The sequence below is a fragment of the Nonomuraea sp. NPDC049400 genome (genome assembly GCF_044466425.1).
Classification (GTDB): Bacteria; Actinomycetota; Actinomycetes; order Streptosporangiales; family Streptosporangiaceae; genus Nonomuraea.
On the sequence record NZ_JBITMP010000071.1, the window covers coordinates 1 to 19,599 of the forward strand.

The 19,599-nt window shown below is 69.5% G+C and carries 17 protein-coding genes and 2 pseudogenes; 9 read left to right on the plus strand and 10 right to left on the minus strand.

Annotation, left to right across the window (positions count from 1 at the left end):
- Positions 1-333: 333 nt before the first annotated feature.
- The gene (locus ACIBVN_RS54265) at positions 334-1,107 is read left to right on the plus strand and encodes a class I SAM-dependent methyltransferase (protein WP_397149680.1); all 774 of its coding nucleotides are present in this window, start codon (positions 334-336) and stop codon (positions 1,105-1,107) included.
- Between the two features lie 142 nt (positions 1,108-1,249).
- On the opposite strand, the gene ACIBVN_RS54270 is transcribed toward ACIBVN_RS54265, so the two are convergent.
- The gene (locus ACIBVN_RS54270; RefSeq protein ID WP_397149682.1) at positions 1,250-2,302 is read right to left on the minus strand and encodes a protein kinase family protein; all 1,053 of its coding nucleotides are present in this window, start codon (positions 2,300-2,302) and stop codon (positions 1,250-1,252) included.
- A gap of 117 nt (positions 2,303-2,419) precedes the next feature.
- Between ACIBVN_RS54270 and ACIBVN_RS54275 the strand changes: the two genes are divergently transcribed.
- A complete protein-coding gene (locus ACIBVN_RS54275) occupies positions 2,420-2,935 on the plus strand; it encodes an AAA family ATPase (RefSeq protein ID WP_397149684.1) in 516 nt (171 codons plus the stop codon).
- Between the two features lie 192 nt (positions 2,936-3,127).
- On the opposite strand, the gene ACIBVN_RS54280 is transcribed toward ACIBVN_RS54275, so the two are convergent.
- Both ACIBVN_RS54280 and ACIBVN_RS54285 read right to left on the minus strand, forming a co-directional pair.
- Entirely contained in the window at positions 3,128-6,274 is a 3,147-nt protein-coding gene (locus ACIBVN_RS54280; protein ID WP_397149686.1) for a Tn3 family transposase, read from the minus strand.
- 11 nt (positions 6,275-6,285) lie between these two features.
- On the minus strand, positions 6,286-6,750 hold the full coding sequence (locus ACIBVN_RS54285) for a hypothetical protein (protein WP_397149688.1): 465 nt from the start codon (positions 6,748-6,750) through the stop codon (positions 6,286-6,288).
- 152 nt (positions 6,751-6,902) lie between these two features.
- Here ACIBVN_RS54285 and ACIBVN_RS54290 point away from each other — a divergent pair, with 152 nt between their 5' ends.
- Genes ACIBVN_RS54290 through ACIBVN_RS54300 form a run of 3 tightly spaced genes read left to right on the plus strand, consistent with a single transcriptional unit; the run spans position 6,903 to position 9,078 of the window.
- Positions 6,903-7,679, plus strand: a complete 777-nt coding sequence (locus tag ACIBVN_RS54290) for a MarR family transcriptional regulator (RefSeq protein WP_397149690.1) — start codon at positions 6,903-6,905, stop codon at positions 7,677-7,679.
- Positions 7,676-8,341, plus strand: coding sequence for an arsenate reductase ArsC (locus tag ACIBVN_RS54295; RefSeq protein WP_397149692.1), 666 nt, complete (start codon positions 7,676-7,678; stop codon positions 8,339-8,341). Before ACIBVN_RS54290 ends, ACIBVN_RS54295 begins: the two co-directional genes overlap by 4 nt.
- The gene (locus ACIBVN_RS54300; protein ID WP_397149694.1) at positions 8,338-9,078 is read left to right on the plus strand and encodes an aquaporin; all 741 of its coding nucleotides are present in this window, start codon (positions 8,338-8,340) and stop codon (positions 9,076-9,078) included. The genes ACIBVN_RS54295 and ACIBVN_RS54300 overlap by 4 nt, the downstream gene beginning before the upstream one ends.
- Positions 9,079-9,319: 241 nt before the next feature.
- Here ACIBVN_RS54300 and ACIBVN_RS54305 read toward each other — a convergent pair whose 3' ends face one another.
- Positions 9,320-10,588 carry a GNAT family N-acetyltransferase gene (locus tag ACIBVN_RS54305; RefSeq protein WP_397149696.1) on the minus strand — a complete coding sequence of 423 codons (1,269 nt, stop codon included), beginning with the start codon at positions 10,586-10,588 and terminating at the stop codon, positions 9,320-9,322.
- Positions 10,589-10,600: 12 nt separating this feature from the next.
- Entirely contained in the window at positions 10,601-10,936 is a 336-nt protein-coding gene (locus tag ACIBVN_RS54310) for an ArsR/SmtB family transcription factor (protein ID WP_397149698.1), read from the minus strand.
- A gap of 47 nt (positions 10,937-10,983) precedes the next feature.
- Here ACIBVN_RS54310 and ACIBVN_RS54315 point away from each other — a divergent pair, with 47 nt between their 5' ends.
- Positions 10,984-11,379: a Tn3 family transposase gene (locus ACIBVN_RS54315; protein WP_397149756.1), complete on the plus strand. Its 396-nt coding sequence runs from the start codon at positions 10,984-10,986 to the stop codon at positions 11,377-11,379.
- Here ACIBVN_RS54315 and ACIBVN_RS54320 read toward each other — a convergent pair.
- Positions 11,368-12,006, minus strand: coding sequence for a TetR/AcrR family transcriptional regulator (locus ACIBVN_RS54320; protein ID WP_397149700.1), 639 nt, complete (start codon positions 12,004-12,006; stop codon positions 11,368-11,370). The two genes, ACIBVN_RS54315 and ACIBVN_RS54320, sit on opposite strands and share 12 nt — an antisense overlap.
- Positions 12,007-12,147: 141 nt before the next feature.
- On the opposite strand from ACIBVN_RS54320, the pseudogene ACIBVN_RS54325 reads away from it, so the two are divergent.
- A pseudogene (locus tag ACIBVN_RS54325) lies at positions 12,148-13,508 on the plus strand (MFS transporter).
- Between the two features lie 26 nt (positions 13,509-13,534).
- Here ACIBVN_RS54325 and ACIBVN_RS54330 read toward each other — a convergent pair.
- Together ACIBVN_RS54330 and ACIBVN_RS54335 are read right to left on the minus strand one after the other, a co-directional pair.
- Entirely contained in the window at positions 13,535-14,215 is a 681-nt protein-coding gene (locus ACIBVN_RS54330) for a hypothetical protein (protein ID WP_397149702.1), read from the minus strand.
- Between the two features lie 133 nt (positions 14,216-14,348).
- On the minus strand, positions 14,349-14,750 hold the full coding sequence (locus ACIBVN_RS54335; RefSeq protein WP_397149704.1) for a MerR family transcriptional regulator: 402 nt from the start codon (positions 14,748-14,750) through the stop codon (positions 14,349-14,351).
- A gap of 566 nt (positions 14,751-15,316) precedes the next feature.
- On the opposite strand from ACIBVN_RS54335, the pseudogene ACIBVN_RS54340 reads away from it, so the two are divergent.
- Positions 15,317-16,796, plus strand: a pseudogene (locus tag ACIBVN_RS54340) (SulP family inorganic anion transporter).
- A gap of 67 nt (positions 16,797-16,863) precedes the next feature.
- Here ACIBVN_RS54340 and ACIBVN_RS54345 read toward each other — a convergent pair.
- Both ACIBVN_RS54345 and ACIBVN_RS54350 read right to left on the minus strand, forming a co-directional pair.
- Positions 16,864-17,736 carry a recombinase family protein gene (locus tag ACIBVN_RS54345; RefSeq protein ID WP_397149706.1) on the minus strand — a complete coding sequence of 291 codons (873 nt, stop codon included), beginning with the start codon at positions 17,734-17,736 and terminating at the stop codon, positions 16,864-16,866.
- A 290-nt stretch (positions 17,737-18,026) separates the two neighbouring features.
- Positions 18,027-18,638 (minus strand): TetR/AcrR family transcriptional regulator, encoded by a 612-nt coding sequence (locus tag ACIBVN_RS54350; protein ID WP_397149708.1) that lies wholly within the window; start codon positions 18,636-18,638, stop codon positions 18,027-18,029.
- Between the two features lie 92 nt (positions 18,639-18,730).
- Here ACIBVN_RS54350 and ACIBVN_RS54355 point away from each other — a divergent pair, with 92 nt between their 5' ends.
- Positions 18,731-19,591 (plus strand): NAD(P)-dependent oxidoreductase, encoded by an 861-nt coding sequence (locus ACIBVN_RS54355; RefSeq protein ID WP_397149710.1) that lies wholly within the window; start codon positions 18,731-18,733, stop codon positions 19,589-19,591.
- Positions 19,592-19,599: the final 8 nt, after the last annotated feature.

Consider the following 19,599-nt stretch of genomic DNA (forward strand, 5'->3'; position numbering starts at 1 on the left):
TCGATCTCTCCCCACGCCCGGTGACCTACATCGATCACCTTGGCACACGAGGAGAGACCGACACGAGATAGATCAAAAAACACCAGCTACCTAGAGGTGTCGGGCGGTACCGCTGGTGGGAATGAGGGAAGGATCTTGTATGTGACAGGGAATGGTCACTTCCCTGTCACATCGGCCTGGCGTGCGACGGACGCTCAGTCGTCCTCTGTCCTCTGACATCGAATCTTGGGCCTGTGCCATCGAAGCTTGAGTGGCTCACGGCGCCGATGTGTTCGTGCATCGCAAATTCGACAAATGTCCAGAAACGCGATTAAAGATCACTAGGCTGCGACGATGGACCGCGTAACCAACGTGCCCGAGAGCTTCGCCCAGTCCGCAGATCGGGACCAGGTGAATAACTACGACAGCTTCGCCGAGGCGTACTCGACGGAGAACGAGAACAGCCTTGCGAACGCGTACTACGAGCGGCCCGCGATGTTGGCCCTCGCCGGCGACGTGGCTGGCCGTCGGATCCTGGACGCCGGCTGCGGCTCGGGCCCCCTGTCGGCTGCACTACGCGACTGCGGTGCGGTCGTCACCGGCATCGACTCCAGCGCCGCGATGCTGGCGTTGGCCAGGCGGCGGCTGGGTGGCGACGCGGACCTGCACGTGGTCGACCTGAGCGACCCTCTGCCGTTCCCCGACGGTGCGTTCGACGACGTGGTCGCATCCCTGGTGCTGCACTACCTGGAGGACTGGGGGCCGACGCTGGCCGAGTTGCGGCGAGTGCTCAGACCCGGCGGCCGGCTGATCGCGTCGGTGGACCACCCTTTCGTGGCCTACACGTTCCAGGATCCTCGGCCCGACTACTTTGCGACCACCAGCTATACCTTCGATTGGAGGCTCAACGGGCAGTCCACCCCGATGAGGCTCTGGCGCAAGCCGTTGCACGCGATGACCGATGCCTTCACCACCGCCGGTTTCCGCCTGGCCATCATCAGCGAGCCGCAGCCCGACCCGGCCGCCCGTGAGCTGTTCCCTGAGGGCTTCCATAACCTTTCGAGCAACCCCACCTTCCTGTTTTTCGTCCTCGAGGTACCGCCGTCAGATGCCAGCTCGGACGGCTGAGCCCCACTACACCAACGAGCGAGCATCTCACTCAGACATCGCTGTCACACGCCCAAGGTTCGGAGGACCATCGCGGCGAGTGAGTCTCACCCGAGCAGAGCTTCCCGATCGGCGTGCGCCTCGCTCAAGCGGTGGGTGACCTTTACTCGAGCGGCAGGGCGTGCCGTCCGGCGACCTGGCGGATCTCCTCCAGCGGGTACGGCGTCTTCCTGCTCTCACTCTGCAGATCGTGGTAGAAGTCGTTCAGCACGGTGGCCAGCGGGCTGTGCCGCGACAGCAGGGCCGCGACCCCGCCGGGCACACCGGCTGGCCGCTCTCCCGCCGCCCATTCCCGCACCAGCTTGCGACGTCCCGGCCAGTCGGCGCCGTGAAAGGCGCCGGCCAGCCAGTTCACCAGGTACGTCAGCGTGTAGGTGCGGTCATAGGTGAGGTGCTGGCGATAGAAGGCCCGTTCCTCCTCTGACAGGTCGAACCGGGTCGACACGGCCAGCCCGAAGTCGGTCAGGTAGAAGCGGCGCCCGTCGGTGAGGATGTTTTCGAAATGCGCGTCGAAGTGCAGGAGGCCGCCCGCGTTCATGAAGGACACGGCCTCACGCAGCCCCTGGTCCGCCAGGGCGCAGGCGCGGTCGGCGTCGCCCGCGCGCACCCGCTCGTCCAGCCACTGGTGCAGGTTGTAGGGAAAGTACTCCAGGAAGAGCGTCAGGCTCGCTGGAGCTTCTGCCAGCGCTTCGATGCGGCGGCGCACGCCGGGCGCGCCCTCCCAGAAGGTGACCGCCCGATCGATGTCGGCCAGCTCTCCGTACAGCGGGGCGGGCTCGGCGTTGGGTAGCACCCGCCAGTGATACAGCAGCGGGAAGCCGGGGAACCGGCCGGTCAGCACCCACTCGGTGGTCATCGTGTGCGCGGCCAGCTCGCGCCAGGCGCCGAAGCAGGGCGAGCCGATGCCGTACTGGCAGAAGGGCGGCAGCCCGAACAGGTCGGCCGTCGAGTGCGGGTGGCGCAGTTCGGGCTCGGTGAGGGGCACGCGTTTGACGAAGACCGAGGTGCCGCCGACCTCGAGCCGCGCGGACGCCCCGCCGATGCCGGTGCCGAGGGGCACGGCCTCGCGCTCCAGCAGCTCGGCCAGGTCCCGGTCGTCGTAGCGGGCCATGGCCGTGGAAACATCGCAGTGGGTGGTCAGCCTCGTGTCCAACATCGTGATCACTTTACTGGCCGATGATGGATGCGCTGCGGCCTGGAAGATCTCTGGCTCTCGCAAATGTGCCGCAGAAAGCGGTGGCGATGGTGATCACGCGGCGACTACAGTGCCTCGGTGCGAGCGGTGATGTTGGGCGGCGCTCCTGGCGTCGGCAAGACGACTGTGGCCAGGAGACTCCTGGACCTGGTACAGGCCGGGCAGCAACTGGTCCTGTGGCTCGACGTCGACAGCCTGTGGCAGCACCAGCCCTGGCGCGTCGATGAGCGGATGACGACCATGGTGCGGGCGAATCTGCGTGCCGTGGCCGAGCACGCCGCCACGGCCGAAGTGGACATCCTCGTGATCACCTGGGTGTTCCAGTCCGCAGAGATGCACCGACTGGTCGCCGGACTGCTTCCATCCGGTACGCCGGCCATTTCCGTTCAACTGCACGCCAGCCGTGAGACGTGGCACCAACGCTTCGAGTCGGACCCTGAGCGTCCGGGCCTGACCGACTTCTACAGGAGCAGGTACACACAGGCTCAAACAACCGTGGTTGATCACGTAGTTGACACCGACGGCCTCACCCCCTTCGAGGTGGCTCGGCGCGTGGCCGAAGTGACCGGAGTCCTCCAACCCGGACCTTCTTAGCTCAGGCCGCAGCCGGATCGGCATGACGAGAGGATTCGACACTCCCGCGCGGACAAACACCCTCGACAGATCAGGCGGACTCTCCACCAAGCGCAGGTCCAGACGTCGTCACCTGACACTGAACCGCGGACCCTACGCCTCGGCCGCCGGATCGGCCATCGTGCCCAGGCCCTCGCGGCACGCCCATCGGCCTCACTCCTCCTCATCAGGGCCACCGTTCGGATCACGCAGCTCGCGCAACCCACCGCCCAACTCCGGGCGATTGAAGGGGTAGAACCCGTGGAAGTTGATGTGCTCGAACAGCAGAGGTGAGAGCCGGCCACGGATCTCCGGGCCGACGCCCAGCCCGCCGGCCTCCAGGCGCTTCACCGCCGCGTCGATATACAGTGAATTCCACCAGGTGATGGCATTGAGACCCAAGCCGAGCGCGCCCACCTGGTCCTCCATACCGCGTTCATAACCGCGCACCAACCGGCCCAGGTTGCCGAAGAACACCCGCCTGGCCAGCGTGTGCCGGGACTCGCCGACGTTCAGCTGCGCCCCGATCATCCTGCGGTAGTCCTCCACATGCAGAACCTGCAGCAGATGGAGCGACTTGAAGATGCGGCCGTAGTGGGCGAAGGCGTTACCCAGCCCGGTCAGACGGCCGTCGGCGGTCATCATCTTGATCAGGTCGTAGGCGCGGACCTGGTTGGTCGACAGGGATCCGGCGACCCGGGCCATATCGTCCCAGTGCTGGACGATCGCGGGAATCGACACCCGGCGCAGCCCCAGGCTGTTGAAGGCGCCCCACCCGTTGGTGGCGCGCGACCCGGTGGTCAGGCCGCCCTCCAGCATGGCCGTGTCGATCCACCACAGCTGGGTGTCGGAGATGTCGGCGTGCCGGGGCGCGAACTGGTAGCCGCACATGGCGAACATGCCATAGACCAGGTCGCTGTAGCTGCCCGTGTCGGTCACGACCACCTCGGGCTGCTCGGCGGCGTCCAGGCGGTGGATGGCGTCCAGGATGTACAGCGAGTCGCGCAGCGTTCCGGGCACCACCAGCCCGCCTAAGCCCATCACCTTGTCCGAGACGACGTTCAACCAGGTAGCACCCCTTGGCCTTTTTCCGACACCAAAGTAAAGAGGTGACGGACGGGCATATAACGACCGAACGGGGACGACGAACCGCATCCCGTCCACCGACGCCACCAGTCCGCCGCCCCAGTCGGCGGTGATGTCGATCTCGGCCTGTTTGTCCACCAGCCGCCCGGACGCCGCGGCGATGCCCTCGCCGTGGAAATAGCCCTTCTCCGCGCCGATCAGCCGGGCCGCGGTCAGGGCGGGAACCCCGGCCTTGATCACCGGGATCAGGCCGACGTTGCACGAGCGGGCCACCGTCAGCGCGGCCAGGGTGATGTCGAGATCGTCGCGGCGCACGTGCGAGCCGGTGATGTGGGTGAAGTAGTCGAACATGCCGGTGCGGGCGTGCACCTCCAGCAGCAGCTCGGGGTAGTCGATGCGGGGCAGCATCGCGGCCACCGCGTCGTGCACCGCCGTGAACCCTTCCGGCTCCGGCGCCGCCTGTAGCCGGGACAGGTGCAGCTTGCCGCCCTTGATGGACACCGCCGCGTTCGCCGACAGCCCGGCGGCGACCTGCCGGTAGGCGCCGTCCAGCAGCTCGGCCAGCTCACGCAGGTGCACGGCCGGATCGGCGTCCAGCCCGAGCGCGGTCAGCACCGCCGCCCGCTCGCGCACCCACAGCCGTTCCTCGATCAGCCGGGCCCGCGGGTTGCCCCACTTGTCGGCTCCGACCGCGTAGACGTCGCGCCGCCGCAGGGCCGCGTGTAGGGCCTCCAGAATGCAGAAGGTGTAAGCGGGCCTATCGATCAAAGGCGGGTCCAGCTTCGGGTTGCCGAACACCAGGCGCCGCCAGGAGCCGGTCACCAGATTCTCGAATCCCTTGATGTGCTCGCGGCCGGGCTTGCGCGCGGCCATCAGGCGAGGCAGCGCATGCAGCGCGGCCAGGATCGGCGAGCCCGCCGCGGTGCACCCCCACGGGATCACCGAGGCCAGCATGTCGACGAACGGCCGGACCGTGCCGAAGCGGTCGAGGAGTTCCACCCGCCATTCCAGGTCGCCGTCGTCCTCGGTGCTGGGCAGCGGCAGCAGCTCCAGCACCGTCTCCACCGCGGCCGCCAGCTGCTGCCGGGAGACCACCTGCTCGATGTGGTCGAGCACCTCCGGCACAGTGAGCACGTGCTGCTCGCCGTCTGGGCTGTCGCCTTCGGGGCCGTCGCCTTCCTCGGCTGGGCCGCAGGGCGGCGCCTGGAGCAGGATCGTCCACGCCCGGGCCAGCCGGGAGGCGGCCACCCGCAGCCGGGGCAGGTTGCGCAGCTTCTCCTTGTCGGCCGCCCGGCCGGCCCGGGCCAGCAGCACCGTCGACATCAGCAGGTCGAACAGCAGCAGCGCGTCATCGACCGCAGTGCCCTCCAACTGCCGCACCGTGGCCAGCAGGGTGGCCAGGCGGCGGTCAGCCTCCAGCTGTTCGATCCGGAACGCCTTGGCCGTCATCCCGAAGCGGGCCAGCTCGGCCAGCTTCACCGGCGCCACCACGGTGCAGTCCACCGCCCCGGTGCCCAGCCCGAGCACGTACGCGGCGCGATCCAGCGCCTGCTCCATCCCGGTGCCTGACAGCTTGGTCACCGCCGTGCGCATCCACTCCAGGGTGGAGACCTTCTTGCCGTCCGGCACCTGCAGGGTCGCCACCAGCTCGACCCGCATCGGCGGAGGCGCGGCCTCGGCCAGGCTGCGGTTGATGGCCTCCAGCTCAGCCCGGCGCACCTCGGTGACCAGCCGGGACAAGGTGGTGATGCCCGGCAGTAGCACCCGGTTGTTGATCAGCCACAGCACCGCCCGGTCGAACAGCTCCCGGCGCGAGTCCCGGCTCTTGCGCACCCGGGAGGCAATGAACGTCGCCACTTCCTCCTCGGCGGACGAGAACTCGCGATAACCCAGCATGGTCCGGATCTTCGAGGCATGCTCGTACGGCGTCTGCGGGCGGTCGCCGTACAACTTCGCCACCGAGACGTCGGCGATCCCCAGCTGCTCGGCCACGTACTCCACCACCACCTGCGGCACGTCGGCCGGCCCAGAGTCGGTCAGGAACGTGCCGAGCATGCGCACCGTACCCCACTGGATGGACCAGCCCAGGCGATTGTGCAAGCGCCGTTTGTCCCGCGCTTCCTCCAACGCGGCGGCGTCCAGGAAGAAGAACTTCTCCAGCTCTTCCGGCGTCGGGTCCACCACGAACCGGCCATACCGGTCAACTTGCGCGGTGGACAAATACTCCTGTGCCACGCTCCGTCACACTACGCGCGCCCTAGATCACTAACAGTCGGTACGCCCAAATCGAGGCCGGCACTCGGAGGCTTAGCGGGAATTTCCGGCCGGATATGACCAGGACCCCGGTCCATCCAGGCGATGCGCAGGCCGCTGCCCGCGGTCAGCCGTTCCAGCCACTCCAGCCGCTCGTGGGTGGGATTCCACGGCATGACCAGCGTCCACGAGCGGACCGGCAGGACCGGCAGTGTCTCGGCGACGAAACGCCGCCAGGACTCCTCGACGTCGGCCACCTGCCGCGCGGTGAGCGGCCGGCAAAAGCGTTTGACCTGGTAGATGTCGAAGCCATCCGGACCGGCGATGCGGATGTCCACGCCGCGGTCCCCGCGCGAGGGGGTGATCCGGTTGCCGTGCGGGTTCCTCAGCAGCAGCATCGCCGCGACAAACTCCTCCACCGTCTCGCCCGGTAAGCGCTCCCAATTCACCGGTGTCATAGACCCCAGCCAACCATCCGCTACCGACAGTCACGCGGCGGTCTTCTGGCGCGGGTGGCGTCCATATGGCCGTCTTGACGCGGCCGGAAGGGGGGTGGTGCAAAGGGGCAGCTTGACGCCGGGCAGTCGCCTCAATAATTATTGACTCAATTATGACTGAGATGTTTGATGTGGAGCGGCGGGCCGCCGCTCACGCCGCGCTCGGAGACCCGATCCGGCTCGCGATGGTCGACGACCTGCTCCTGGGAGACCGCTCACCCGGCGAGCTCGGCGAGGCGTTCGGCCTGTCGTCCAACCTGCTGGCCCACCACCTCAAGGTGCTGCAGGAGGCCGGGCTGATCGTGCGGGCCCGCTCGGAGGCCGATCGGCGGCGCAGCTACGTCCACCTGGTACCCGCCGCGCTGGCCGGCCTCGTCCCCGCACCGGCGCTGCCGGCGATGGCACCGGCGCAGCGGGTGGTGTTCGTGTGCACCCACAACTCCGCCCGCTCCCAGCTGGCCGCCGCGCTGTGGCAGCGGCGCAGCCACCTGCCCGCCACCTCGGCCGGCACCACGCCCGCCCCCCGCGTGCACCCCCGCGCCCTGTCCGCCGCCCGCCGCCACCACCTGCACCTGAACCCGGCCGCCACCGCGCACATCACCGACACCATCCGCGCCGGCGACCTGGTGGTGGCGGTCTGCGACAACGCCTACGAAGACCTGCCCGCCCGGCCACCGTTGCACTGGTCGGTGCCCGACCCCGTGCCCGCCGACACCGACGATGCCTTCGAACGCGCCTACACCGACCTGTCGGGCCGCGTCGACCGGCTCGCCACCGCCCTGGCCCCCGCCACCACGCCCGCCGCCAGCGGCGACACCGCCACCGCCACCGGCAGCGACTGCGCCGCCAGCACCGCCGAGCACCACCGTCTGCCCGAGGACACGCCATGACGCAGCCCGCCTATCACCGCTCCGACCTGACCATCGACCAGCAGCACGCCCTGCTGACCGCCGCCCGTACGCTGGCGGGCGAGTTCGACGGCACCTTCGGTACCGAGACCATCGACCGGTTCCTGCACACCAGCTACGACCAGTTCGCCGGCCGCGCCACAGTCGCGAACTACCTGCCCCTGATCGCCGAGCGCTTCGCCCGCCAGCGCCTGCACGCCCTGGCCCGCGTCGAAGGCAAAGATCACTCCGGCACCCCGATCGTGCTGTTCTTGTGCGTGCACAACGCCGGACGCTCCCAGATGGCGCTCGGCTTCTTCACCCACCTCGCCGCAGGCCGGGCGATCGGCTGGTCCGGCGGCTCGGAGCCGGGCGAGCAGATCAATCCCTCCGCGATCGAGGCGATGCGCGAACGCGGCATCGACATCACCAGCGAATACCCCAAACCGTGGACGCACGAGATCGCCCAGGCCGCCGACGTCATCATCACCATGGGCTGCGGCGACGCCTGCCCCGTCTTCCCCGGCAAACGCTACGAGGACTGGGCCCTGGACGACCCGGCCGGCCAGTCGGTAGAAGCCGTCCGGCCCATCCGCGACGAGATCGAACGCCGGGTACGCGCCCTGCTGGCCGAACTCGGCGTCCCCGCGGGGAGTGGCGCGTGACCGCTCTGGCCCGGCGGGCGCTGGCCGAAGCCGTCGGCACCGGCCTGCTGGTCACCTCGGTCATCGGCTCCGGCATCATGGCCCAGCGCCTGTCCCCCGGCGACGTCGGCCTGCAACTGCTGGAGAACTCCACCGCGACCGCGTTCGCGCTGACCACGCTCATCCTCATCATGGGCCCGGTCTCCGGCGCCCACTTCAACCCCGTCGTCTCGCTGGCCGACTGGCTGCTGTCCCGCCGCACCGGCGACGGCCTGGACGGCCGCGCCCTGCTGGCCTACCTGCCCGCCCAGATCGCCGGAGCGCTCGGCGGCGCGGTGCTGGCCCACCTGATGTTCGAGCTGCCCGCCATCACCGCCTCCACCCACCAGCGCACCGGCACCGGGCTGTGGCTGGGCGAGATCGTCGCCACCGCCGGCCTCATCGCCCTGATCTTCGCCCTGGCCCGCACCGGCCGCGCCGCGCTGGCCCCGCCCGCCGTCGGCGCCTACATCGGCGCCGCCTACTGGTTCACCTCCAGCACCAGCTTCGCCAACCCTGCCGTCACCCTCGGCCGTACCGTCACCGACACCTTCGCCGGCATCGCCCCCGCCTCCGCGCCCGCCTTCATCGCCGCCCAGCTGGCTGGCGCCGCGCTCGGCCTGGCCCTGATCCGGCTGCTGTATCCGCAACCGATCCCGCAACCGGCGGCCGGGCCCGAGCACCTGTCCGCCGACCCCGCAACGCCAACCCGGGCATGACACCTGGGCATGACATCTGGACATGATGAAGGCCCCGTCGTCCGCGAGGACGGCTGGGGCCTTCAACGTGGGCGTACCGGTGTGTGTGTCGCCTCTCGGCGAAAGGCGCAACGCGGCTCCAGCCGAACGGTAGTCCGCGAGGGCGATAGGTGAGGCCCGGGGACACTGGGCACACCGGCCACGAGGCATGTAACCACCGGCCGGCCGCCGATGTTCCCAGGGGGAGAGTCTGAACGGCGGCTCAGGTTCCGGCGACGGTGCTGCGGCGTTCGATCATCAGCACGTTCCGCCAGACGCCGTGGTGGCACCCGATGCGTTCGCGGGTGCCGACCACGCGGAAGCCGAGTGCCTGATGCAGCGCCAGGCTGGCGGCGTTCTCGCCGAAGACGCCGGACTGGATCGTCCAGACGCCGGCGTCCTCGCTGGCGACGATGAACGCGCTCAGCAAGGCCCGGCCGATGCCATGGGCCTGGCAGCCGGGGTGGACGTAGATGCTGTGCTCGACCACCCCGGCATAGACGCACCGGGACGAGACGGGGGAGGCGGCCACCCAGCCCACGACCTGCCCGGTGCCGGTGTCGGCGGCCACGTAGCGCAGGTGCGGCAGCCTGGCCGCGGTGAAGCCCTCCCAGCTCGGCGCGACGGTCTCGAAGCTGGCCTGCCCGGTGTCCAGTCCCGCCTGATAGATGGCCAGCACCTGGGCCGCATCCGACTCGCGCATCGGCCGGATCTCCAGACCTGGGCCAACGGCGGGCTTGACGGCCTGGACGATCGCCGAGTGCACCCCGTCACCGTGATCGGCCGTCAGCGTGATCTTCGCGCCGACGAACCCGGCCGCCAGCAGCAGCGCGCGGTAGTCCGCCATCGACAGCGCGCCGGCCACGCAGCCGATGCGCTGCTCGGCTGACCGCCGCCGCTCCTCGCCCGCCTCGCCGCCTGCACCGCCGTCGGTTACGCCGTCGGTCACGCCGTCGGTCACGCCGTCGGTCACGACGTCGGTCACGACGTCGCTGACGCCGAACCGGCCGCCCGGCCGCAGCACCCGGAACGCCTCGGCCAGCACCGCCGCCTTGTCATCGGACAGGTTGATCACGCAGTTGGAGATGACCGCGTCCACCGACTGATCCAGCAAGGGAATCCGCTCGATGCCGCCCTGCAGGAACTCGGCGTTGGTGATGCCCGCCTGCGCGGCGTTGCGGCGGGCCAGCGCCAGCATGTCGGGGCTGGCATCCAACCCGTACGCCTTGCCGTACGGGCCGACCCGGCGCGCCGACAGCAGCACGTCGATCCCGCCGCCCGACCCCAGATCCAGCACCGTCTCCCCGCGGCGCAGCTCCGCCACCGCGACCGGATTGCCGCAGCCCAGGCTGGCCCGCACCGCGGCCTCCGGCAGCCCGTCAGTGTCGTCGTAGCCCGCCGCGCCGAAGCAGCCCTGCTCGAAGGCGTCCTGCCCGCAGTCCGCGGCCCGGGCCAGAGCGGAGTAGTGATCGATGATCTCTTCGTGCGCCATGACGACGCTCCTTCACTCGCAGGTGGGCGCGGCCGGCGCCGGGTTGCCCATGACGACGTCGGCGGCGGTCGGGAAACAGCCCACACAGTTCTCGTTGATCCGATACAGGCTCGAGGTGCCCTGCTTCTCGACCAGCACGAACCGCACCTCGGCCAGGATCTTCAAGTGGTGCGAGACGGTCGACTGGCCCACCCCGGACGCGGACACGATCTCGCCCACGCTCATCGGCGCGCGCCGCCTCGCCAGCAGCGACACGATCTGGATGCGGGTGGCATCGGCCAGCGCCTTGAACCAGCTCGCGTACTCTTCGGCCTCCGCACGCGGCAGCGGCCCCTTCTCCTCATTCATCGTTAATCGACGATAGTCGATACAGATCGAGAGCGGAAGTCCGCGCCATCAGGACGATCTTCATCTGTGAGTACCTCGCGGACGAGGAACTTCGCCGGGAGATCAACGAGGGTCTGAACGTGGTGGAGAACTTCAATTCCGCCAGCAAGGACCTGTTCTACGGCAAGGCCGGCGACCTGACCGGCGACGACCGCGAGCACGCCGAGGTCTCGGCGCTGGCGCTGCACCTGCTGGCCGCCGCGATCACCTACCTCAATACGCACCTGATCCAGATGGTGTTGCGCGATCCTGTCTGGAAGAAGCGGCTGAGCCCGGCCGACCGGCGGGGGCTGACCGCGCTGTTCTGGTCGCATCTGAACCTGTACGGCCGCTTCGAGCTCGACATGACGCGGCACCTGGACCTGGACGCAGTTCCCGCCGTTCTGCGTGGGTCACCCGCCTGACGCGCTCGCATGCTGCCGCCCGAGGTTGGGGTAGAGGTCGGCGATGGCCGCCAGCACGCGTGCCCGGGCCGTGGCTGCAGGGGTGACGCCGGTGAGCACATAGGCGGCGAGCCCTTCGGCCAGCGCCACCAGCGCCAGTGCCGTGTCGCGGGGGTCGAGGGCGGCGGGGATGCGGCCAGCCTGCTGTTCGCGGGTAATGAGGTCGGCCATCTGGCGATGGAAGTCGGCGTACAGGACGCGTAGCCGGGCGGCGATGGCCTCTTCGGCGAAGGCGAAGGCGTGAAAGGACTGCCGCACCCGCATGTGCGCCTCGGTGGCGGCGTCGTAGGGGATGAGCTCGCCCAGCACCGTGGTGAGCACCAGGCGCGGCTCGGCGGCCTCCAGGTCGGGGCCGACCCGCTGGCGGATGCGGGCGCTGGACAGCTCATTGCCGCGCTCGAAGGCGGCTTCCAGGAGTTCCCGCTTGGCCGGGAAGTAGTGCTGTACGCGACCGGGTGAGATGCCGGCCTGGGCGCCCACCTCGGTCAGCGAGACGGCGGCCAGGCCGCGATCGGCGACGATGGCCAGCACCGCATCAGCAATCTCCGCACGCCGCTGCGCATGGTGCGCTCCCGGTCCCCGGCCCATGGCCCCTCCCAAGCTTTCCGATGTGTCCACATCGGATTATATGCTGCAGTAGGGCTAAGGCAATGTGATCACATCGCGATGTGAGAAGGGAGGGCGGGACGGGTGCCGGTCGTGTTGGCGCTGTTGTGTGCCGCGCAATTCATGGTGGTGCTGGACGTGTCGGTGGTGAACGTCGCGCTGCCGTCCATCCAGGCCGCACTCGGCTTCGACGCCCGTCACCTGGCGTGGGTGGGCAATGCGTATGCGCTGGCCTTCGGTGGGCTGCTGCTGCTCGGCGGGCGGCTGGCCGACCTGTACGGGCACCGGCGCGTCCTCGCCGCCGGCCTGGCCCTGTTCACTGTCGCGAGTCTGGCTGGCGGGCTGGCGGCCGCGCCCGGCGCTTTGATCGCCGCCCGGGCCGGCCAGGGGTGGGGGCGGCGGTGCTGGCGCCGGCCACGCTCACGATTTTGACGTCTTCCTTTCCCGAGGGGCCGCGCCGCACCCGCGCGATCGCCGTGTGGACGGCCGTCAGCCTGGCCGGCGGAACGGCGGGCAACCTGATCGGCGGGGCGCTGACCGAGCACCTGTCGTGGCGGGCGATCCTGCTGATCAACGTGCCGATCGGGCTGGCCTGCCTGGCCGCCAGCCGTCTGCTGACCACCGGTCCTGATCTGGGCGGCGAGCGGCGGCTGGACGTGCTCGGCGCGGTACTGGCCACCGCAGGGCTGGCCGCGTTGGCCTACGGTCTGTCCGGTACGCCCGTCGTGGCGCTCGCCGGGCTCGTGTTGCTGGGGTTGTTCGCGCTGGTGGAGGTGCATCTGGCGCGAGCGCCGCTGATCCCGCCGCGCCTGGTGCGGCCGCGGCCGATCTGGCTGGGCAATATCGCGATGCTGCTGGCCGGGGCGTGCCTGAACCCGATGTGGTACTTCCTGACCCTGTCCCTGCAGCACGTGCTCGGCTACGGGCCGCTGCAGACGGGGCTGGCGTTCCTGCCCCACACCCTGCTGACCATGCTGGTCGGCCTGCAGGTCACGCCGTGGCTGATGCGGCGCGCCGACCATCGCGTGCTCATCGGCGTCGGGGCACTGACCGGCGCCGCCGGCTTCGCCTGGCAGGCCACGCTAGGGCCAGGCCAGTCCTATGCGACGGCCATCCTCGGCCCGGCCGTGCTGATCTCGCTCGGCGCGGGCCTGCTGAACACGCCGCTGACCGTCACGGTCACCTCCGGCGTGGCCGCCGCCGATGCGGGAGCGGCCTCCGGGCTGATGAACACCGCCAAGCAGATCGGCGGCGTCCTCGGCCTGGCCGCCCTGGTCACGCTGACGGCGACGCAGAGCGGCGAACCCGCCGGCCCGGCACCGGCGCACGTTCTGGCGGCCGGCTACGGGCAGGCGTTCGCCGCCATCGCCGTGGTGCTGGCCGCCGTCGCCCTCCTGGCGGCCGCGCTACCGAAACGGCGCGACGCCGCCCCAGCCGCACCCGGCGCCCCCGGCGAGCCCGCGGATCGGCAACCCGCCGACTGAACGGGCCGCCCCTCTCCGCCGGCGGGTCAGGCAGCAGTCAGCCGCAGCAGCGGCCGGAATCGCTGGAAGGTGGTGGAGGTCAAGCCCAGCCAGGCGTGCGCCTGTCGCCAGCGCGGGTTGTCCTCCAGTTGCGGTGGCCGATTCCCGATCGCCTCCTCGTGTGCGTCCGCCGACGTCCACAGGGCGTAGTTGAACACCTGGGAGCCGTCCAGGCTGACATAGAAACTGGCGCGGATCAGCCCGCGGGCGGGCGGCGTGTGGGCGCTGCCCTCGAACACCGCCTCCACCAGCGCGTGGGCCCGCTCGACGTCCGGGTCGTCGAAGTCGCGAGTGACCAGCACGACGCATCCGGCCTGCTCGGTCGGGCCGTAGGCGGGCGTGCTGCGTTGCAGCCGGGCGGCGGTGATGCCGGACCGCTCGATGCCGGGCACGGCCTCATCCACCTCCTGCTTCCAGCTCAGGTCCTGCCCTCGGGCTCCGCCGGGATCGGTGACCTGGGCAACGTGCAGCAGGGTGTCGCCGTCGTCGCCGGCCAGCACGGCGTATGAACGCAACCCCGCCCCTGGCCACGGCCGCGCCTGCCACGCCGCAGCGGTGACCTGTGCCGCGGCCTCTTGCCGGTGCGGCGAGCCCACCCGCCACGTCCCGAACAACGCCATGCCGTCGGCGTCCGGAACCGCGGCGATGCCGGCCTGTACCTCGATCACACCTGACCTCCTTCGCATCTGCCTGCAGGCAAATCCCTCAGGCCCATCCTCAAATCTCAACCGCGGTAGAGGTCAAGGTGGCCAGGTGAGCTCGGGGCTGCTCAGGCGGTGCCACTGTCAGGCGGTGCCACTGTCAGGCGGTGCCGCCGGTCAGCTGGCCGGCGCGGCGCTGCAGGTCGGCGGCGAACTCCTCGGCCCGGCTCAGCTGGGTGCGCAGCGCCTCGCAGCGTTCACGGGTGGCCTGCTCGAACCGGCCCAGCCGCGCCAGCAGGTGCTCACGCTCGGCCGCCTCTAGTGCTGGCGTGCCGCTGTCGTCGAGCCGGTCGGTGATGGCCAGCAACTCGCCCATCTCCTCCAGCGTGAAGCCGAGCGGCTTCATCCGGCGGATCACCATCAGCCGGGCCACGTCCGTCTCGGTGTAGAGGCGGAAGCCGCCCTGGCTGCGCGCCGACGGCCGTACCAGGCCAACCTCGTCGTAGTGCCGGATGGTCCGCAGCGACAGCTCAGTGCGCGCCGCCACCTGCCCGATGTGCATGTGATCCCCGCTGTGACCTTTGCCACTGCTCGCCGGAGCCGGGACTTCGCCCTGGGTGGCGGATAGCGCCGATCCGTCCATGTCTCGCACGACCTCACTGCTCAGCTTGGTAGGGCGGTGCGGGCAGCTCACCGACCCCACCGAATCTCTACTCTAACGTTAAGGTAGAGTTGCCGATGGCTGGACCGCATCAGGGTGTCCCGGCATCGATCGGACATTCCGCCACCCTGGCGTATCCGGCCCATGACACGTACCGGCGCCGGCCGAGCGCCACTCCACACGAGGTAAGGAACATCGACGCGCGCATGCCTTTGATCACCATCGCCTGCTGCCCGCCGTGACTTGCCCGCGGCAGCGCCCCTGACATCATCGTCCAGCCTGCCGCCTTCTTCGACCCCGGATCCGCCCGCGAGCGTGCCCCTGCGGCCGCCCCTCGGCCGGCTCCTCTCCCTGCTGCCGCCTGCCCCGGCCGACGGCATGCTGCCCGCTGCCCCCGTTGAGGCTGTTCCACCCGTGAAGGACGCTTGTTGCCTAACTCATCTGTGCCTGCCCGTCCGTCCGCGACCCTGGCCGCCCGGCTGCGGCCCGGTCGCCCCGCCTGGCTGACTCCCTCGGTGGCCCGCACCGAGATCCTGTCAGGCCTGGTCGTCGCGCTCGCCCTGATCCCCGAGGCGATCTCGTTCTCCATCATCGCCGGGGTCGATCCCAGCGTGGGGTTGTTCGCCTCCTTCACCATGGCCGTGGTCATCGCGATCGCCGGCGGCCGTCCCGCGATGATCTCCGCCGCCACCGGCGCCATCGCTTTGGTGGTCGCCCCGCTGGCCCGCGAGTACGGCCTGGGATATCTGGTGGCCACCGTCATCCTCGGCGGCCTCATCCAGATCGCGCTCGGCGCGCTCGGCGTGGCCAAGCTGATGCGCTTCGTCCCGCGCAGCGTCATGGTCGGCTTCGTCAACGCTCTCGCCATCCTCATCTTCATGGCCCAGGTGCCCGAACTCATCGACGTGCCCTGGGTCGTCTACCCGCTGGTGGTCGGCGCGCTCGCGCTGATGGTGTTCCTGCCCCGGCTGACCAAAGCGGTCCCAGCCCCGCTGATCTCCATCATCGCGCTCACCGCGCTCACCATCGGCGCCCACCTGGCCGTGCCTACCGTCGGCGACCGCGGCGCGCTGCCGTCCACGCTCCCCGTACCCGGCCTGCCCGACGTGCCCTTCACGCTCGACACGCTCACCCTGATCGCGCCGTACGCGGTCGGCTTCGCCCTGGTCGGGCTGATGGAGTCGCTGATGACCGCCAAACTGGTCGACGACATCACCGACACCCACTCCTCCAAGACCCGCGAGTCCATCGGCCAGGGCATCGCCAACATCGTCACCGGCTTCTTCGGCGGCATGGGCGGCTGCGCCATGATCGGCCAGACCATGATCAACGTCAAGAACGGCGCCCGAACCCGCCTGTCCACCTTCACCGCCGGCGTCATGCTCATGGTCCTGTGCATCGTCTTCGGCCCCTGGGTGTCGCAGATCCCGATGGCCGCCCTGGTCGCCGTCATGATCCTGGTCTCCTTCGGCACCTTCGACTGGCACTCCATCGCCCCCGCCACGCTTAAGCGCATGCCTGCCGGCGAGGTTGGCGTCATGGTCGTCACCGTCGGCGTCGTGATCGCCACCCACAATCTGGCCATCGGCGTCGTCGTCGGCTCGCTGACCGGCCTGGTCATCTTCGCCCGCCGGGTGGCGCACCTGGCCAACGTGACCGCCTGCCTCGACCCCGACGGCGGCCAGGTCGTCTACGCCGTCACCGGCGAACTTGTTCTTCGCCTCCAGCAACGACCTGGTCTCCCAGTTCGACTACACCGGCGACCCCGACGACGTGGTCATCGACCTGACCGACGCCCACATTTGGGACGCCTCCTCCGTCGCCGCCCTGGACGCTGTGGAGACCAAGTACGCCGCTCGCGGCAAGACCGTCCGGATCATCGGGCTGAACCAGTCCAGCGCCCGCATGCACGGCGCCCTGTCCGGGGAACTGTCCGGCAGCCACTGACGCCGTCACACAGCCTGCCGTCCGTCCTTACGCTGGCGCGCCCCCGCAGGGGGTGCGCCAGCACTGTTCAGCACGCCGCCTCGCCCCCAACCGTGAGGATCCGATAGACGCTGGCCACCGAGGGATGGCCGCCCTTGTTCTTGCCCGAGGGAATGACCAGCTTGGCCGCGATCTCCGGGACGGGCACCCCGCGCTCGCGCAGGCTGCGCGCGTAAGCGATCATGTCGTCGTCGAACACCTTCGGCCGCCCGCCGTGCCGGCCGCGCTCGCGTGCCGAGGCCTGGCCTTCGAGGGACTTCTCCCGGATGTACTCCCGCTCGGACTCGGCCATCCCGGCGAAGAACGCGAACAGCGCCGCCCCGTGCCCGGAGGGGTTGTAGATGCCCTGCAGCGGGCCGCTCAGCAGTTCCAGCTCGATTTCGTGGCGGCGTAGTTCCTCGGCGATGGCGAGCAGTTCGGCGGCACCCCGGCCCAGGCGCTTCGTCTCATGCACCGTAAAAATCACGCGCTGATGCGGGACGGCCTGCTTGATCGTTCGGGCGTAGTCCATCGCCTTGGCGAACTCCGGCCGCAGCTTGATACGCGTGCTGATCTTCTCGGCGAAGACCGGTTCGCAGCCCGCCTGCGTCAGCGCGTCGAGCTGACTGTCCAGTTCCTGCTGCGCCGTACTGCACCGCGCATAGCCCACCCGGGTTGGCCTGGCCGCCGCCGGGACCACCACGTCCAGGGCCGGGCCCGTCTGCCAGATGCGGCCGGGCCCGCGCTCGGCGGGAGTACGCACCTCCAGCTCGGCACGCAACTGCGGCACCAGCATGAAACGCGGCGTGTGGTACTTGGGCGCGACCTTGCCGCCCCGCGTCCGACAGGCGCTGCCCGCCGGAGCCTCACACATCGGGCAATCGAACTGTTCGACGACGGCCGGATCCGCGAGCTCGGTCATGTCGCAAAACCTATCGCGGATGGCATTCTGAGAAGATGGTTTTGCGAGAGGTTCTGAGAACGAAGATCGAGGACAAACCGGACACCGCCGTTGCGATTGATCACCTTCGCAGAACTGGTCATTTATGGGAACACGAACAGTAGCGATGATTACACAGAGCTACTTTGGGGCTGATGGCGCGAACCCGAGCGGTGTCATGGCCACCGCCGCAGCTCCGCCCCGCCGAGGCACTCAGGAAGCCGGCACGACAGGGACAAGCCTGACGCGGGCGAGCCCGAACGACGTGTCCATCAAGGCCGCACCCGACGGACCGGTTCAGGCCGTCGGTAGGAGTCGATGAGCCGTGCGAGATGCCTGCCGGCGATCTCCAGCGGCGCCTCGTTCTGGGACACCTGTGCCGCCAGCTCCGCGCCCTCCAGCATGTTGATCACGCTGTGGGCGAGGTCGTGCGCCACGTCGTCGGCGAAGCCGGCACGGCTGAGTTTGTCGCGGACCAGCGTGCGCCACTGCTCGTAGACGTCCTCTGCTGCCTGCTGGATCTCGGGCTCCCGGCCGGCGCTCTCCAGCGCGGTGGTGGTGACGGGACAGCCGTCCAGCCAGCCGGACTCGCGCAGCCCCTCGGCCAGTTCGCGGGTGCAGGCGACGATCGCCGCGGCCGGATCGTCCTCCTGGTCGAACGCCGCGCGCAGCAATTCTGCGAACTCTCTGCCCCCGTGACGGACCGCCTCGACCGCCAGTTCCCGCTTGCCGCCAGGGAAGAAGTGGTAGACCGAGCCGAGTGTGGCCTGGGCCTCCTGGGAGATCTGCTTGAGGCCCGTCGCCTCGTACCCCTGCCGCTGCATCAGGCGAGAGGTGGTCAGGACGATCCGTTCCCGGGTGCCGATCTCGTGCTTGGTCCGCATGGCTCCCATCATACTGGATAGAGCGTTCATTCCAGTCGTGTGCTACTGTGCCGCCTAGATAGAGCGTTCGTTCTAGTGATGAGGAGAGTCGGATGAACTCCGTGACGGTGATCGGTTTGGGCCCCATGGGGCAGGCCATGGCCAGTGCCTACCTCGACAGCGGCTACGAGGTGACCGTGTGGAACCGCACGCCTGCCAGGGCAGACGAGCTGGTGGCGCGGGGCGCGAGGAGAGCGGAATCCGTCGAGGCGGCACTCACCGCCAACGAGCTGGTCGTGCTGAGCCTGACCGACTACGACGCGATGGATGCCATCCTGGCGCAGGCCCCGCCCACCGCCCTGGCGGGACGCACCCTGGCCAACCTCACCTCCGACACCCCGGACCGGGCACGTCGGGCGGCAGCGTGGCTGGCCGAGCGCGGGGCCGTGCAGATCACCGGGGGTGTGCAGGTGCCGCCTCCAGGCATCGGCACGCCGGACGCCATGACGTACTACAGCGGCCCCAAAGACGCCATCGAGGCGCACCGGCCCGCCCTCGAGGTGCTGACCGGGATCGAATACCTCGGTGAGGACCAGGGGCTGGCCGCGCTGTACTACCAGATCGGGATCGACATGTTCTGGACGGCGCTGGCAGGCTACCTGCACGGTCAGGCGGTGGCGGAGGCCAACGGCATCTCGGCGGAGGAGTTCCTGCCGCGCGCGGTGAAGACCATGGACCTCCGCTATTTCCTGGAGTTCTACGCGCCACGCATCACCGCGGGCAACCACGAAGGGGACGTCGAGCGAATCTCCATGGGCGTGGCCAGCATGGAGCACGTGCTGCACACCACGCAGGCATCCGGCGTGGACGGCTCACTTCCGGCTGCCGTCCTGGAGCTCTTCCGCCAAGCCGTCACCGCCGGCCATGGCGAGAACAGCCTCACGAGCTTGATCGGCGTGCTGAAGCGGCGCTGATCTCGTCG

What these genes read in the sequence shown, in the direction of transcription:
- ACIBVN_RS54350 (WP_397149708.1), bottom strand. Translation starts at nt 18,638, where the DNA reads ATGCGGACCAAGCACGAGATCGGCACCCGGGAACGGATCGTCCTGACC.
- ACIBVN_RS54335 (WP_397149704.1), bottom strand. Translation starts at nt 14,750, where the DNA reads ATGCACATCGGGCAGGTGGCGGCGCGCACTGAGCTGTCGCTGCGGACC.
- ACIBVN_RS54320 (WP_397149700.1), bottom strand. Translation starts at nt 12,006, where the DNA reads ATGGGCCGGGGACCGGGAGCGCACCATGCGCAGCGGCGTGCGGAGATT.
- ACIBVN_RS54295 (WP_397149692.1), top strand. Translation starts at nt 7,676, where the DNA reads ATGACGCAGCCCGCCTATCACCGCTCCGACCTGACCATCGACCAGCAG.
- ACIBVN_RS54270 (WP_397149682.1), bottom strand. Translation starts at nt 2,302, where the DNA reads ATGTTGGACACGAGGCTGACCACCCACTGCGATGTTTCCACGGCCATG.
- ACIBVN_RS54355 (WP_397149710.1), top strand. Translation starts at nt 18,731, where the DNA reads ATGAACTCCGTGACGGTGATCGGTTTGGGCCCCATGGGGCAGGCCATG.
- ACIBVN_RS54265 (WP_397149680.1), top strand. Translation starts at nt 334, where the DNA reads ATGGACCGCGTAACCAACGTGCCCGAGAGCTTCGCCCAGTCCGCAGAT.
- ACIBVN_RS54345 (WP_397149706.1), bottom strand. Translation starts at nt 17,736, where the DNA reads ATGACCGAGCTCGCGGATCCGGCCGTCGTCGAACAGTTCGATTGCCCG.
- ACIBVN_RS54305 (WP_397149696.1), bottom strand. Translation starts at nt 10,588, where the DNA reads ATGGCGCACGAAGAGATCATCGATCACTACTCCGCTCTGGCCCGGGCC.
- ACIBVN_RS54310 (WP_397149698.1), bottom strand. Translation starts at nt 10,936, where the DNA reads ATGAATGAGGAGAAGGGGCCGCTGCCGCGTGCGGAGGCCGAAGAGTAC.
- ACIBVN_RS54285 (WP_397149688.1), bottom strand. Translation starts at nt 6,750, where the DNA reads ATGACACCGGTGAATTGGGAGCGCTTACCGGGCGAGACGGTGGAGGAG.
- ACIBVN_RS54290 (WP_397149690.1), top strand. Translation starts at nt 6,903, where the DNA reads ATGACTGAGATGTTTGATGTGGAGCGGCGGGCCGCCGCTCACGCCGCG.